This window comes from Streptomyces sp. NBC_00483 (assembly GCF_036013745.1).
In the GTDB taxonomy this organism is placed as follows: domain Bacteria; phylum Actinomycetota; class Actinomycetes; order Streptomycetales; family Streptomycetaceae; genus Streptomyces.
Map to the genome: position 1 here is coordinate 10223353 of NZ_CP107880.1, position 14066 is coordinate 10237418.

Annotated in this window: 18 protein-coding genes and 2 pseudogenes; 16 read left to right on the top strand and 4 right to left on the bottom strand. The window is 69.4% G+C overall.

Annotation, left to right across the window (positions count from 1 at the left end):
• Positions 1 to 10 precede the first annotated feature (10 nt).
• From OHA73_RS45610 to OHA73_RS45635, 6 genes are all read left to right on the top strand, one after another.
• Positions 11 to 826 carry a roadblock/LC7 domain-containing protein gene (locus tag OHA73_RS45610; RefSeq protein ID WP_267073043.1) on the top strand — a complete coding sequence of 272 codons (816 nt, stop codon included), beginning with the start codon at positions 11 to 13 and terminating at the stop codon, positions 824 to 826.
• Complete coding sequence (locus OHA73_RS45615) at positions 819 to 1202, top strand: DUF742 domain-containing protein (protein ID WP_266718590.1); 384 nt, start codon at positions 819 to 821, stop codon at positions 1200 to 1202. The genes OHA73_RS45610 and OHA73_RS45615 overlap by 8 nt, the downstream gene beginning before the upstream one ends.
• Before the next feature lies 1 nt (position 1203).
• Positions 1204 to 1767 carry a GTP-binding protein gene (locus OHA73_RS45620; protein WP_327653709.1) on the top strand — a complete coding sequence of 188 codons (564 nt, stop codon included), beginning with the start codon at positions 1204 to 1206 and terminating at the stop codon, positions 1765 to 1767.
• A 10-nt stretch (positions 1768 to 1777) separates the two neighbouring features.
• Entirely contained in the window at positions 1778 to 3208 is a 1431-nt protein-coding gene (locus tag OHA73_RS45625; protein ID WP_327653708.1) for a cytochrome P450, read from the top strand.
• Between the two features lie 89 nt (positions 3209 to 3297).
• Complete coding sequence (locus OHA73_RS45630) at positions 3298 to 4548, top strand: cytochrome P450 (protein WP_327653707.1); 1251 nt, start codon at positions 3298 to 3300, stop codon at positions 4546 to 4548.
• Positions 4545 to 5300 carry an enoyl-CoA hydratase/isomerase family protein gene (locus OHA73_RS45635; protein WP_327653706.1) on the top strand — a complete coding sequence of 252 codons (756 nt, stop codon included), beginning with the start codon at positions 4545 to 4547 and terminating at the stop codon, positions 5298 to 5300. Before OHA73_RS45630 ends, OHA73_RS45635 begins: the two co-directional genes overlap by 4 nt.
• Position 5301: 1 nt before the next feature.
• Here OHA73_RS45635 and OHA73_RS45640 read toward each other — a convergent pair.
• Positions 5302 to 5706: pseudogene (locus OHA73_RS45640) on the bottom strand (Imm49 family immunity protein); the annotation flags it as partial.
• 259 nt (positions 5707 to 5965) lie between these two features.
• Between OHA73_RS45640 and OHA73_RS45645 the strand changes: the two are divergent.
• The 7 genes from OHA73_RS45645 to OHA73_RS45675 all read left to right on the top strand — a co-directional run bounded on the left by OHA73_RS45645 (position 5966) and on the right by OHA73_RS45675 (position 7817).
• Positions 5966 to 6319, top strand: a complete 354-nt coding sequence (locus OHA73_RS45645) for a hypothetical protein (protein WP_327653704.1) — start codon at positions 5966 to 5968, stop codon at positions 6317 to 6319.
• Positions 6316 to 6513 (top strand): hypothetical protein, encoded by a 198-nt coding sequence (locus OHA73_RS45650; RefSeq protein WP_327653703.1) that lies wholly within the window; start codon positions 6316 to 6318, stop codon positions 6511 to 6513. Before OHA73_RS45645 ends, OHA73_RS45650 begins: the two co-directional genes overlap by 4 nt.
• Positions 6510 to 6755 (top strand): hypothetical protein, encoded by a 246-nt coding sequence (locus tag OHA73_RS45655; RefSeq protein ID WP_327653702.1) that lies wholly within the window; start codon positions 6510 to 6512, stop codon positions 6753 to 6755. The genes OHA73_RS45650 and OHA73_RS45655 overlap by 4 nt, the downstream gene beginning before the upstream one ends.
• Positions 6752 to 6967 (top strand): hypothetical protein, encoded by a 216-nt coding sequence (locus tag OHA73_RS45660; protein ID WP_327653701.1) that lies wholly within the window; start codon positions 6752 to 6754, stop codon positions 6965 to 6967. The genes OHA73_RS45655 and OHA73_RS45660 overlap by 4 nt, the downstream gene beginning before the upstream one ends.
• The gene (locus OHA73_RS45665) at positions 6964 to 7173 is read left to right on the top strand and encodes a hypothetical protein (protein WP_327653700.1); all 210 of its coding nucleotides are present in this window, start codon (positions 6964 to 6966) and stop codon (positions 7171 to 7173) included. Before OHA73_RS45660 ends, OHA73_RS45665 begins: the two co-directional genes overlap by 4 nt.
• Positions 7170 to 7391, top strand: coding sequence for a hypothetical protein (locus tag OHA73_RS45670; protein ID WP_327653699.1), 222 nt, complete (start codon positions 7170 to 7172; stop codon positions 7389 to 7391). Before OHA73_RS45665 ends, OHA73_RS45670 begins: the two co-directional genes overlap by 4 nt.
• Before the next feature lie 240 nt (positions 7392 to 7631).
• The gene (locus OHA73_RS45675) at positions 7632 to 7817 is read left to right on the top strand and encodes a hypothetical protein (protein ID WP_327653698.1); all 186 of its coding nucleotides are present in this window, start codon (positions 7632 to 7634) and stop codon (positions 7815 to 7817) included.
• A 346-nt stretch (positions 7818 to 8163) separates the two neighbouring features.
• On the opposite strand, the gene OHA73_RS45680 is transcribed toward OHA73_RS45675, so the two are convergent.
• On the bottom strand, positions 8164 to 8394 hold the full coding sequence (locus OHA73_RS45680) for a hypothetical protein (RefSeq protein ID WP_327653697.1): 231 nt from the start codon (positions 8392 to 8394) through the stop codon (positions 8164 to 8166).
• Between the two features lie 342 nt (positions 8395 to 8736).
• Between OHA73_RS45680 and OHA73_RS45685 the strand changes: the two genes are divergently transcribed.
• Complete coding sequence (locus OHA73_RS45685) at positions 8737 to 9045, top strand: GNAT family N-acetyltransferase (RefSeq protein ID WP_327653696.1); 309 nt, start codon at positions 8737 to 8739, stop codon at positions 9043 to 9045.
• A gap of 347 nt (positions 9046 to 9392) precedes the next feature.
• Here OHA73_RS45685 and OHA73_RS45690 read toward each other — a convergent pair whose 3' ends face one another.
• Positions 9393 to 10013 (bottom strand): TetR/AcrR family transcriptional regulator, encoded by a 621-nt coding sequence (locus OHA73_RS45690; protein ID WP_327658371.1) that lies wholly within the window; start codon positions 10011 to 10013, stop codon positions 9393 to 9395.
• 123 nt (positions 10014 to 10136) lie between these two features.
• Between OHA73_RS45690 and OHA73_RS45695 the strand changes: the two genes are divergently transcribed.
• Together OHA73_RS45695 and OHA73_RS45700 are read left to right on the top strand one after the other, a co-directional pair.
• A complete protein-coding gene (locus tag OHA73_RS45695; protein WP_327653695.1) occupies positions 10137 to 10541 on the top strand; it encodes a DUF6640 family protein in 405 nt (134 codons plus the stop codon).
• 223 nt (positions 10542 to 10764) lie between these two features.
• Positions 10765 to 10890 (top strand): annotated as a pseudogene (locus OHA73_RS45700) (HU family DNA-binding protein); the annotation flags it as partial.
• Between the two features lie 127 nt (positions 10891 to 11017).
• Here OHA73_RS45700 and OHA73_RS45705 read toward each other — a convergent pair.
• Complete coding sequence (locus tag OHA73_RS45705) at positions 11018 to 13678, bottom strand: DEAD/DEAH box helicase (protein ID WP_327653694.1); 2661 nt, start codon at positions 13676 to 13678, stop codon at positions 11018 to 11020.
• Positions 13679 to 14066 lie beyond the last annotated feature (388 nt).

Below are 14066 nucleotides of genomic sequence, written 5' to 3' on the forward strand. Positions count from 1 at the left end.
CCTGTCATGGATGCTCGATGACATCGTTAACAACGTGCCCGGCGCGCGCCATGCGGTCCTGCTGTCCGCCGACGGCCTGCCCCGTGCATCCACCGAGGGCCTCGGCGAGCGGGACCTGGTGACCATCTCCACGGCCATGTCCGGTATCCAGGCCCTGAGCCGGGCCACGGCGCCCTTCGTCGGAACCGCGCCGGCCGCGTCCTGGACGCAGACCATCATCGAGTTCCAGCACGGCTGGATCTTCCTGATCGGTGCCGGTCAGGGCGCCTATCTGGCGGCGGCCGCGGAACCCCATGTGGACATGCAGCAGATCAGTTACCGCATGCACCGTCTGGTGGCCCGGCTGGGACACAACATGACGTCCGCACCTCGCGTGGACGGTCCGCAGGCAGGCCGGCGCGGCAGCCCCGAGCCGGCGCCCGGTGAGGAGACGGCCGATGTGCTCAAGGAGCTCGATGTGGCGCTCGCCGACGTGCCCGGCGCCCGCCACGCGGTGCTGCTGGGCGGCGACGGCCTGCCGCGCGGCGGCACCTCGGGCCTGCCGCGCGATCTCGCCGACCGGATCTCGGCGGCCATGACCGGCATCCACGCCAACAGCCGGGCGGCCGCGCAGTTCGCGGGCGCGACCGCGGACGTGGCGTGGCAGCAGACGGCCATCGAGTTCCAGCACGGGTGGATCTTCCTCATCGCCGCCGGCGACGGGGCGCTCCTGGCGGCCTCCGCCGACCACGACTGCAACATCGAGCACCTGACGTCCCAGCTGCATGCGGCAGAGCTCAGGATCGCGGCCTCTGCCGGGGCCGGCAGGGTGCCCGGCAATGTCTGAGCCCAGCGGTCCGGACCTCGAGCTGACGTCCGACCTCGTCCCGCTCTTCGTGATCACGAACGGGCGGTCCCTGCCCCCCGAGCACGAATTCGAGCACACCGCGATGGTGACCTCTGCCGACGGGTCCGAGGCCGCCCTGCGCGCCCTGACACCCGAGGCCCGCAGGGTCATGGAAGTGGTCACCGGCGGAGTCCTGTCCGTCGCCGAGGTCGCCGGCCACACCCGGTTCCCGATCGGCGTCGTGCGCATCCTGCTGGCCCAACTCGCGGAGGCCGGCCTGCTCGACGTCCGCCAGCCGGTCCCGGCCGCCGAACTGGTGGACATCGACCTCGTCCGTGCTGTGCGCACCGGCCTGCAGAAGAAATTCGGAGTGTGACGTGTACCTGGATCCCTCTGTCAGCCAGGCCGTGAAGGTGCTCATCGTGGGCCATTTCGGCGTGGGGAAAACCACCTGCATCGGCAGTCTCTCGGAGATCAAACCGCTGCGGACCGAAGAGCAGATCACGATGGCCAGTGTGGGGCTCGACGACCTCACCAACACACCGAACAAGACGACCACCACCGTGGCCATGGACTTCGGCCGCCTCACCCTCTCCGACAGCCTGGTCCTCTACCTGTTCGGCACGCCCGGCCAGGAGCGGTTCACCGAAATGTGGGAGGACCTCTCGCGCGGCGCACTGGGCGCGCTCGTCCTGGTCGACCCCGCGCGCATCGACGAGTCCTTCGCCGTCCTCGACCTCGTCGAGTCCTTCGGTCTCACCTACACGGTCGGTGTGAACTCCTTCGCGGGCGGCACCGAGTACGCCCTCAAGGAGGTGCACGAGGCACTGAACCTCCACCCCGAGACCCCGATCGTGCGGTGCGACGTACGCGACGAGCGTTCCTCCGCCGAGGCACTGATCACCCTCGTGCAGCACCTCATGACCCAGCTCGCCGCCTAGGAGCCCCTGCATGTCCCAGCCGACCGACCCCCGCCTGATACCGCCCGGCTGCCCCGCGCACACCCAGGGCGGCAACACCCAGCTGTACGGGACCGATTTCGCGGCCAACCCCGAGGCCTACTACGCGCACCTGCGACAGGCCGGGCCCAGCGCGCCCGTCGACATCGCCCCCGGCGTCGAGGCCGAACTCGTCACCAGCTACGACGCCGCCCTGCACATCCTGCAGAACCCGGCCACCTTCCCGCGCGACGCGCGCCGCTGGAACGCGCTGAACGAGGGGCGGGTGCCGGCCGACAGCCCGGCCCTGCCGATGATGGCCTGGCGGCGCAACGCCCTGTTCGCCGACGGTGCCGACCACGCCAAGCTGCGCCAGGCCGTCACCGCTGCCCTGGCCACCGTGGACGAGCGTGCGCTGATCCGCCAGACCCAGGCCTCCGCCGACTACCTCATCAGCGGCTTCAGCTCGGACCGGCACGGCCGCGCCGAGCTCATGGCCGAGTACGCCGGCCCCCTGCCCCTGCTGGTCTTCTCCCACCTGTTCGGCTGCCCTCCCGAGATCGGCGACCGGGTCATCACCGGGATCTCCGGCATCTTCGAGGGCGCCGCCGGCGCGGACCAGATCCTCGGCCAGGCGCTCGCCGAGCTGATCGCGCTCAAGCACCGCCGGCCGGGCGACGACCTCACCACCGAGCTGATCCGCCAGCACACCCTCCTCACCAGCGACCGGGCCGAGGCCGACGAGGCCGTGCTCCAGCAGCTCGTCACGCTGCTCTCCGGCGGCACCGCGCCGCTCGCCGCGGCCATCGGCACCAGCGCCGCCCTGTACCTGGGGGAGGACTGGCCCACCGGCCTTCCGGTCGAGGACGCCGTCTCCCAGGCCCTGTGGTCCTACGCGCCGATCGCCAACTACGCCGGTCACTACCCGACGGTGGACATCGAACTCGGCGAGCGGAGGCTGCGGGCCGGCGATCCGGTGCTCATCTCGTTCGCCGCGGCCAACACGGATCCGCGGCTGACCGAGCACCGGGCCCAGCTCAACTCGAAGGCCCATCTCGCGTTCGGGGCGGGACCCCACGCGTGTCCGGCGAAGGACCCGGCGCTGCTGATCGCGGTGACGGCGGTCGAGTGCCTGCTCAACCGGCTGCCCGACCTGGAGCTCGACAGGCCCTTCTCGGCGCTCGACTGGGTGCCCTCGCCGTGGAGCCGCGCGCTGGCCGCGTTGCCCGTGCGCTTCTCCCCACGGGCCGTCTCCACCGCCTCCGCCCCGTACGAGTCCGCCGCCCCGGCGGTGTCCCGGCCCACGCCCGGCCTCCAGCCGCCCGCGGCCGAGCCGGCCGCCTCCGCTTCCACCGGAGCCGGCGTCGATGACGAGTCCGGCCAGGGCAAAAAGCGCAAGGCGGGACTGTTCAGCCGCTTCGTGGCATGGACCAGGGGCGAGTGACGCAGGCAACTCCACTTTCCTGCGGTGCCATTGGATACTCAAATGATCTTGTGGGTATCCATGGCGGCTGATGCTCGGAAAGGAGCACAGTGGGAATCGCCGTACTGCCGCAGGATCTTCGCCGCGCCACCGTCAGAGTCTTCTCGCGCCTGCGCACCCCCCAGGGGCAGGCAAATCCACTCCCTCACTACGCCGAACTCGCTGCATCAGGACCGGTCAGCCCCGCACCCTGGGGCGGCCACCTGGTCACCGGGTTCGCCGAGTGCGACCAGGTCCTGCGCGACCGGCAGTGGTGCGAACCCGACCGGCGCTGGCGCGAGCGGCAGGGCCGGGGCACCCGCTGGGCCGCGCCGTCCTCGCAGGAGATGAGCCACGCCCTGCCCAACCTCAACGGGCCGGAACACGCCCGAATACGCCGGGCGGCCGACGGTTTCGACCGCGCCGCCATCGGCCGTCTCCTCCCCGTGATCACGACAGCCACCGACCGCCTCCTCGACACATTCCACGAACAACTCCGCCACGGGGAGGCCGACTTCGCAGCCCTGGTCGGCGAGGAGCTCCCCATCGCCACGGTCGGACACTGGCTGGGTTTACCCCGCGCCGACTGGCCCCGGCTGCGCGAGCTCACCCACGACCAGGTGTTCACCCAGGAACTCCTGCCGACCGCGAGCCAGCTCGCCCGCTCCGACGCCGCAACCGTGGAACTGCGCACGTACTTCACCGACCTCGTCCGCGCTCGCCGCGCCCGCCCGGGAGACGACCCCGTCTCGCAGTGGATCCGCACCTGGGACACCCTCGAAACCGACCGCGACCAGGCCGACCACCAGGTCTACCACCTGGCCCGCTTCGTCCTGCTGGCCGCGCTGGAGACCACCGCGACCCTGCTGTCCCAAGCGGTCCTCCACCTCGTCGAACACCCCCTGCACTGGGACGCGGTCGCCGCCGACCCCGAACTCGTCCCGGGCGCCGTGGAGGAGAGCCTGCGCTACGACCCACCCACCCACGTCATCAGCCGCGTCGCCTCCCACGACATGCGCCTGGCCGGCCGCCACATCCGCGAGGGCGAGATGGCCCACCTCCTGATCGGCGCCGCCCACCACGACCCGCACCGGCACGCCGACCCCGCCACCTACAACCCGCACCGAAACCCCGGGGGCCACCTCGCCTTCAGCGGCGGCGTCCACTACTGCCTCGGCGCCCCCCTGGTCCGCCTGGAAGCACAGACCCTCATCACCCAACTCACCCGCCGCATCCCCCGCCCCACCCTCGTACGCCCGCCCACCTGGGCGCCCCGCGTCGCCTTCCGCCGCCTCCTGAACCTGGACCTCACCCTCGCATGACCGACCACCTCCAGCCCTCCGACGGCTACAAAACCCTCCACCTCGACCAGGACGGGCCCGTCCTGCACGCCCGGCTCCACGCCGGCCGCACGGACGCCGTCCTCGACGTCGCCGCCATCGACGACCTCCTGCGACTGCTCGACAGCCTCACCGAGCGCACCGACGTGAAGGTCCTGGTCCTGTCCTCGCTGGCCGACGACTTCTGCCTGGGAGCCGACCGCAGCGAGTTCGCCGACGCACGCAAGGCCGACCCGACCGGCGCGGCCCTGCGCCGCATCGTCGACAAGGGCTTCCGGCTCTGTCAGGCACTGGAGACCACCGACGCCATCACCATCGCGCGCCTCCACGGCCGGGTCACCGGTGCCGGCCTCGCCCTCGTCTCCTACTGCGACCTCCGCGTCGGCGCCGACACCAGCCGCTACCGCATGCCCGAAGTAGGCCTCGGACTGCCGCCCGCATGGGGAGGGGCCACCGGCCGCCTCATCACCGAGGTCGGAGTCTCCCGCATCCGCGAACTCATGCTGACCAGCCGCGAGTTCGACGCCGCCACCGCGCACCGGATCGACTTCCTGCACGACACCGTGCCCGAAGAGGACCTCGACCGCGCGGTCACCGCCTGGACGCGTCTCCTCGGCCGCCGCTCCCAGGAATCAATGATCGCCGCCAAACGGATACTGACCGGCTACGCCCGCGCCCGTCACACTGCCGACCTGGGCCCACTCGACGCCAATCTCCTCACCGCCCACCTGTAATTCAGGTCGGGCTCGGAGCCGGGGTGGGCGCCTGCAGGAGGGAGGCGGGCAGATAGGCAGAGGTCGTCTGCAGGTCCCAGCCGTGGACCTGCACGGCCAGCACGGACAGACCGATCGCGCCCAGGGGGAGCAGGCTCTCGGGCCCGGCCTCTTCACCGGCGGCGCTTCGGTGGGTGACGAGCCGTTCGTGCAGCGCCTGCTCGAACGCGGCCTGGTCGCCGCGGAGCAGGATGCGCAGCAGCCGCTGGTCGGGGCCCGTGGCCCCGGCCGCATCCAGCGCGAGGGCAGCGTCGAGGCGCTCGCCCATCGACGGCATCCACAGGGGAACTTCCGGCCAGTAGCGGGGCAGACGGCCGGCCGACGGCGTCAAGTAACCGCACAGGGCGTCCACCTGCGCGAGACCGGCTGCATCGGAGACCGAGCCGCGCGCTACGCGCTGAACTCACCGACGCGATGGAAGAGCGGCCTGTCGCTGCGGCGACTGCGGGTGTCGGGCGATCTTGCGGGTCTGCTGCGTCTACTCGCGATCGAGGCGCTCGGCCGGCGAACCGTGTGAGACATGCAACGAACACCCATGATCAATTTCCGCCGCGTCCGGCCCGCCGCCTAGCGTCCCCCGGACACATCGACAGCCGGGGGCTTATCGAGCGGAAAGACAGCACGTGATGACCCCGGCCCACAGCGGCAGAGGCTCCGGGAGCCTCATATCCGCCCTGCTGCCCGACGGGGCAGAGGGGCCGTTCCTGGTGCTCCTCTTCGCCGCCCTGATCGGGCCGGCCTTCTACGGCCGGTACAAGCAGCGCCGCGACGGCACGCACCTGCCGCGTGTGAACGCCGCGGTGCAGCGGGGCGCGGCCCGGGTCACCCTCTGCGGCGCCGTCCTTGCGGAAATCCTCGGCCTGATCGGGATCTTCGCCTTCAAAGCCACGTGGTGGGCAGGCGTCGCGCCGCTCGTCCTCTGCGCCTTCGGGATCGTCCTGGTCCGATGGGCACGCGCGCACGCCCGGGGACACAGGTGACGCGCTCGGACAAGTGGCTGGTCGTCGCCCTGGTCGTGCTGATCATGGCCACCATCTGCAACGTCGTCACGAGCCGCACCGGCTGGGGCCGCGTGCGCGAGCTGGCCATCGGCGTCTACGTCATCAGCTTTCTGGCCTGGCACCTCCGCAGCGACCGGCGCAAGCGGCGCGCAGGGAAGAGGAAGCCGAAGTGAAGCTCCACATGGACTGGACGGACCGGGTCCTGCTCATCGCACTGACCATCCTCGGCATTGCCAACGCCACGGACTCGGACACCTCGAACGGGTGGCGGCTGGGGGGCACCTTCATGCCCGCCGCCCTCGCCTGCAGCGTCATCCGCGCTGCCCGCCGCAAGCGGCGCAGGCAGCGTGCCGAGCGCCAGGCCCTGCTGACGCGCCTCGACCGCCTCATGCGCCGCGAGGTGAAGCGCCGATGAAGAAGCACCTGAAGAAGAACCTCCGCGCCGTGCCGGGCGGTGCTGCGGTCAGCGCGGCGGGCGGGGCGAGCGGCGCCGCCTGGGGCGGATCCGGCGGCGCCGTCGTGCCGTGGTGGCTGTGTGCCCTCGTAGGAATCGTTCTCCTCCCACTGATCGTGATCATCGTCAAGAACGTCCGTGACATGGTCCGGCTGGCGAAGGCGAACCGATGAAGTGGATCTCGCCCAGCGGGCCGCCGCGCAGCCGGAGGTTCCATGCCGTCCAGATCGGGCTCGTCGTGGGCTGCTGCCTCGCGGCCGGCGTCGAGGCCTCCGTATGGCGCTACTCGGTGCAGGCGGCCTGCACCGGCGCGCTGATTGCCTCGTCCGTCTGGAACTGGTGGCGCATGCGGCGCACATGGAAGAAGGGCCCCAAGTGATCAAGCGCCTGAAGAAGCTCGGTGCGATGCCCGCCACCACTGGCGGCGTCGCCGCTGGCGGGGTCGGCGGCAGCACCTGGAGCGGATTCGGTTCCGATGTCGCCGTGGTCATGCCGTGGTGGCTGTGGGCCCTCTTGGGGGCCGTCCTCTGCGCGCTGTTCGTGGCCACCGTCAAGAACATCCGTGACGCACTCAGTCTGGCAAAGGCGAACCGATGAAGCCGCGTGCCAAACGGCGGCTCAAGTTCGTGGGTGTGGTTGCGGACCCGCCGAAGCCGCTCACCGTCCTGGAGATCGTGGTGAACGTTGCCACGGTCGTCATGGTCTTCGGCGCCCTCGGGTTCATCACCGGCAAGTGGGACATGGCGATCGGCGCGGGCGTCAGCGGCACGGGGGTCCACCTCCTGTTCCAGTGGTGGTGGCGCCGTTCCGACCGGCCGGAGCACAACGAGGGCGAAGATGGGGAAGCCCACGAGGCTCGTCCTGTACGCCTTGGTCGTGTTCGCCGTTCTGGGCGCCATCGGAGCCGTCACGGGAAAGTGGAACGCCGTCATCAACGGCGGGTGCATTTTTCTCGGCTCCGTGGGCTGGAACTACTTCCACGCCCGGCGCATCGAGCAGCGCGGGAACGACGATGATCATTAACGTCCTGGTCCGGATCATGTACGCGCTCATCCTCGGCGGCCTTCGGTGCCATCACCGTCGCCGTCTGCGCTGTCTGGAACCTGCGCCGGGCCACGGTGTACCGCGACAAACGGCTTGGCAGCTCCGGCACCCGTATCAGCCGGTTCCTGGCCACGCGTACCGGCCTCGCCGTCATGCTCGTAGTGCTGGCGCTGGCCATGGCGCTCTTCATGCTCGGCTGGGGCAATGTCCCACGCGGGACGCCTCCGGGAAGTGCGGCATGCCCAGCCACATGAACTGGTAGCCAAGCAGGGAGCCTGGCCCCCCTGTCCGGGAATCGCGACCATTACGGCCGCTCCCGAAGTTTCTACTCCTCCTGCTTCGGTGGGTTCCGAGTGACCTGACGGAGCTGCTTCTCGACGTCGAACCGGTTGAGGTCGCTTTTGAACGCGTACATGGAGACCGCATCCTGTGCCCTCGCCGCGGCCTCGAACCAGACCTCGCGTTGCTTCTCGCGTTCATCATCATCGAGGTGCTCGAGCTTCCGGCCCTCGTCGTCGGCCGAGTGGAGGCGCGATACGGCGGCAGAGCTCCACAACCGGATCATCGTCGGCGGAGCGAGGTCGGGTCAGCTCGGATCCGTCCGCAGCTGCCCGGTGGCGGGGCCGCGGGAGCCAGGGTGACGCCATGGGCTGCTGCGAGGCGGATGACTGCATCCTCGAAGGCCGTGATGTTCTTCCCCGTCGGGCCTTCGGAGCGGGCCCTTGCAGAGGCGGCGTTCAATTCGGCCTGAGCTGCTTCCTTTCCCTCCATGCTGCGACTTTATGAGAGGAAGCTCGGCTGACCGGTGCGGGTCCGTCCGCAAGGCGAGCGAGAACCGGCGTCGTTTCCCGCCGCCTCAGAACCGACAAGTCCACCACTGGCCCTGGAGGGCGTGACCGTGCCGTTCGACCCCGACCGCCCGGCCCCGGCAAACGGGATGAAGTACCGCACCGAGTACGGCTACATCCTGGCCGGCCCGGACGAACGAGGATGCTGCGTGATCCACGAACTGTGGGTCGCACCGGAGCACCGCGGCAACGGAAAAGGACGCCTGCTCGTCGACCACGTCCGCACCTGGGCAAGAGAACACGCCCTGGCGCCGTTGATCGTCCACTGCTCGCCCCGCAATCAGCACGGTCGCGCCTTCTACGAGGCGCTCGGGATGCGGGCTGTGTCCGTGGTCTACCAAGACGATCTGGCCGAGTAGACAAAGCGTCGTGGCAGCACAACGGAGCTACCAGCAGATGACACCCCTCAGCCCCGGATGGCGTCAGCCGGTGAGGCGGATAACCCGCAGGGTTTCCTGAGAATCCAGGAAACCAAGCACCCGGCCCGCGGCCAGCGGGGCGCTCTTGCAGGCAGGTGCTCGCCGTGAACTCACCCCTCCACAACATGCGGCCGCCAGCGGAACACAGGATGTGGACCGCTCGCCGGCGCCGGAACAGCCGGGCAGCGTGGGCGTGACGGACCATCATGTACGCACCCGCGGAGTCGATGATCCCGGTCAGCTCGTCCTGGTCCACACCGCCACACAGGCGCGCCACCGCGGCGAGGCTATCCCGACAACCTTCGCCCGTCGGCCACAGCCCCGCGGCTCAAGAAGGCGTCAACGACACAGACGACGTCGGCGCGCTCGAGCCGTGCGCCTGCCACGAGCCGCCGGAAGAACAGGGGCCCGAGAAGCTGGGCGACGGCGAATTCCACGTCAGTGGCCGTCGACAGCTCTCCTCGGGCCACCGCATCCTCGATGACAGCAGCGGTCGTCCGGCTGCCCTCGCGGTACAAGTCCCTCTTCAGCGCCGCGAAGGCGGGACTGCTGTCGGCGCGCTCGATCACCACTCGCATGATCCGCTCGGTCGCCGGGTCGGTCAATTGGCCGCGGGCCAGGTCGAGTTCGGCCAGCAGATCCTCCCGCAGATCCCCCTTCGGGATGCTGTGACTGCGGGCCATCTGCCCGGCGAGCGCATCACGCAGGAGATCGGTGACGTCGGGCCAGTGACGGTACAGGGTGCTACGCCCCACACCGCTGCGCGAGGAAACGTTCACGTGCGTGATGGCCGGCAAGCCGCCTTCCTGCAGCAGCTCGCGTACCGCCGTCAACGCCGCCGATCTGCTCCGCGTAATACGCGGATCGACCCGTTGCGTTCCTGCGGTCTGCGTCGGGGGCGCCGGCATGGGACTCACACATGTCTCCCTTCTCCGCCCCCAGTCTGGCACGCGATGCCCCGCCCCTACTATGGGACAAGTTGTTTCACAGTAGGGAGGGTCGGCCGATCCCCCCCCGGCCCGAGGAGAGCCATGGCCGTCGTCAGTCCTGGACGCGTTCTGTTGTCACTGACCTCCATCAGCACCATGTGCGGCGCCTACATCGCCGACTGGAACGAAACACACATCCACAACCCCAACTGGCCGCCACACGCGAAATTCCACAACGCCCAGACCATGAGCACCGGCGCCGCGCTCGGCGCCATCGGGCTGTGGGCACTGTGGGGCCGCGGAGCCGACGCCTCCGGCGAGCGACTGAAACTGGCGACCGGTGCCGCCTCGCTGTACTGGATCACCCAGATGTCGGCCATCGCCTACCCCGGAACCGCCTTCATGGACCCGCCGAAGAAGGGCGCCCCGCAAGCAGTACTCGCCGGGGCCACACTCACCCTCAACGGCCTGGCCTTCGCCCTGGAACGCCGACGGCTGCGCCGGTGATACCCGGCCGCCGATTCCTCACCGTGCTCCGCCGCACGGGGATCACACAACTCCACCACCACGTGGAACAGGAGTCAGAGATACAGAGATCCCGCCCAACCTTCCGACCGGACGGGATCTCATCACTGATCTTCGTGTGCTCCGCTTCCCTGCATGGCCAGACCAGGAGATCGACACACCAACTACCCCTCCTTGTACGCCAACTAAAAATCCTCGTCACAACGAACACACCCACCGGGCCGAGCGCACGGGCCGCAACCCCTCCACAGGCGAGGCGATCACCACCCCCACTGCCTACAGCGTGAAGGTGACCGCGGACTCCAAGCTCAAGAAGGCCGCCAAGGACAAGCAGCCCCCTCGAAGCCGGGACGCTGGCGAGGCACGCAGACACCTCGCAGACGTGGAACCTCGAGATACCGAGAGACGGCGATGTGTACCGAACCGCAATCGGACTCACTAGCCTTACCGCACAAGCGTTACGCCCAGGTGATGCCCAACTCCCTTAGTGCGCCCAGCTGCTCGGCGTCGAGTTTGTCGCGCCGGGTCTTGGTGTTGGTGATCCATACGCCCAGTTTCACAATCACTGGCTCCGCTTCGCCGTCGACGGCGATCGGTTCGCTGTGTCCGCGCGGCACCGGCCGGTGGGCGCCTTCCCGCTCGACCCACTGCGTGAGGGCTGTCAGGCCTCGTTGGAATGCCTGCTGCGCTTTGCTCGGTCCCTTCGTCGTACGAGTGGCTGTCGGGGCGGGCTGGATGCCCAGCTTGGTCAGCCGCTCCTGCTGCTCGGGAAGGAGCCGTGCCCAGTTGCCCGGCTGCTTCTGCTGCTTCAGCCATTTGCCGATGTCGTCGCTGTCCATGAGTACGCCGGGTGCGATGTCGGGGAGCCGGCCGTCGGGTTCGTCGGCGGCGAGGTCGGCCAGGACGCGGTAGTGCCGCTGCCAGTCCAGCGGCCACGGGCAGTTCCAGTCCGGGTCGATCTCCGCTAGCTGCGCCGCACGTACGGCGGCGCGCACCGGGGCCTTGCCCAGGCCGTTCTTCTGCCCCTTCCGGCGGAGGTTGGCGATGTGCTGTCCGATGGGCACCATCGCCTCGCTCTCGCCCCATACTGCGTCCTGGCGGGGTGCGAGGTGTCCGGTGGCCCGCCGGTAGGAGCGGAGCGCGGCGAGCTTGTTCTCCCAGGCTTCCTCGCCCGGCTCCCACACCATCCCGGCTTCCGGGGCGTCCAGCAGGGTCTTGCGCCGCTCCTCCAGTTCCCCGGCCCGTAGTGCTTTGCGCTGCTGGTGCACCCACCTGCCGAGGGGGAAGTCCTTGGTCACCCCCACTTCGAGCTCCACGTCGTAGGACACGGCGTGGACGCCGGTGATCTCGTTCTCGGCCCGCCAGCACAGCAGGGCTTGGTAGCCCTCCAGCCACACCAGCGACTCGGGCCGGTAGACCCGAGTGCGCAGGAACGCGGCGATCGTGGCCGCGTCTCTGGGGGAGGAGAAGCGGAGCAGCACGGACTCGGCAGTGGCGTTGCTGTCGTCCTGCTCCTGGTCGGCGCCGTCATCTTCGCCGCCGGCCCCGACGATCCGGCCGTTCTTGTCCCGCTGGATGTGGACCGTGCGCTTTCCGCTGGTGAGGGCGCGGGAGGCGAGCTGCTCGACGAGTCGTTCATCATGCGAGCGCAGACCCTGGAGCACAGCTACGAGCGGGCGGAACGAGGCGCTGGCGATCATGTCGGTGGGGTTTTCGCCGGGCTTCAGGAACACGGGCACGATGATCCGTGCGACCTTGGTGGAGCCGTCTTTGTTGAGGCGGAGTGCGCGGCCGATGTTCTGCACGATCTCGACCTGGGAGCCACGGGTGTCGGCGAAGCAGACGGCTTCCACGCCTCGTTTGCCGGTGATGTCGACGCCTTCTCCGAGTACGCGACAGCTGGCGAGGAACGCGCGGTGCACGCGCCGGTTGTTGGCGTCGATGCCCTCTGCGAACTGGCGCAGAGCTTCCCGGCGTTCGGTGACGTGGTGGTCGCCGCACAGCCATGCCGACCAGACGCGCTCTGGTGGTACGTGGCGGCCGGCGTCGAGTTCGTAGAAGTCGGCGTCGATCGATGATGCGGGGAGCCGGTCCGCGGCCACCAGGCCGTCCTCGGAGGTGTCGTTGGCGTACAGCTCCGCGGCGGTCTCCGGCAGCTTCTCCGCGAAGGCCGCTGCTTCCTCCACCTTCTGATGGAAGGTCATCACCGTACGGAGGTTCCACTTCGCGGCGTGTTCCAGGAGTGCGGTCTGGAGCACGGCCAGGCGCCGGCCGCGCTGCGCCTCTTCGGATTCCCCGAGGACGGGGGAGGGGTCGCGGATCTCGAGGACGTCGATCTCGAATCCGGCGAGGATTTCGCGTTCGATCGCCTCCGAGAGTCCCAGCTCGGCCAGCCATGGTCCGTAGATCTCGGAGTCCTGGCCCATGGACGCGATCTCCGCCTCCTGGCCGTGCGGGCCCTTCTGCGGGCGGGGCGCGGCGAGGATGCGGGGGGTTGCGGTGAGGTAGAGCCGGTAGTCGGCGGGGACGCGGGCGTTGTCGTGGATCGCCGCCCATGGCTTGCCAAGATCGCCTGCGGTTGAGTGCGCCTCGTCGACGATGGCGAGCGAAAAACCGTCCATCCGCTGTCCGTACAGCTGCTCCCCGCCCGCGAGAGCGGCCTCCAGCGGCCCGCACACCTTCCGCTGACCCGCAGGGTCGTCGAAGTCCTCGCGGTCCACCAGCGAGGCGTACGTGGCGAACACGACGACGGGTCCGTGTCCGGCCCACAGGGCGAGCTGGATCGGGTTGGTGGTGGTGCGCACCCCCAACGCGCCCAGGACCGGGTCGTTCTCCAGCGAGCACACCGTGACCATCGGCGCGGTGTGGCCCACCAGACGCCAGGCCTCGACGGTCTGCGCGAGCAGGTCCAGGGTCGGCACCATGACCAGGATCCGACCGCCCGCGAACGACTCCAGCGCGCATGCGGCGGCCGTGATCGTCTTGCCCGAGCCGGTCGCGGACACGATCGTGCCCCGGGCACCCTGCGGGGACACAGGTGCCCTTTCAGGGAACCCCACCCACCGGCGAAACGCGGAGCGTTGAGCTACCTGATGCTCCTTGAGCCGAATCGCTGACATCTTCGTGCCCCCTCAACGCCTGAATTCATTCAGGCGAGGATCTCACCCCTAGGGTGTCCCATGTTTCTGCCAAAGGTACAGACTGCATCACTTTGATGCAGTCGAGACACCAACACCCTAAGACCTCAACCAGCCACCCACCCTTACAGCCAGCCCGGCCCGCGTCAGCGGGCCTAAGTTCCGCAGGCGAAGCCGAAGGAACGCCAGGGCAGGAGAGCGCAGCGAACCTGCCCACGAGGCTGGAGCGCAGCGGAAGCCTCCAGGTGAGCGCAGCCCGAACCAGCTCCGAGAGCGCAGCGAACGGAGCATCAATCCCCATGCGCAGCATGGGGATTGAGCAGGATGCGCAGCATCCCGCCAGCGCTCCCGCGAAGCGGGAGCGCAACAC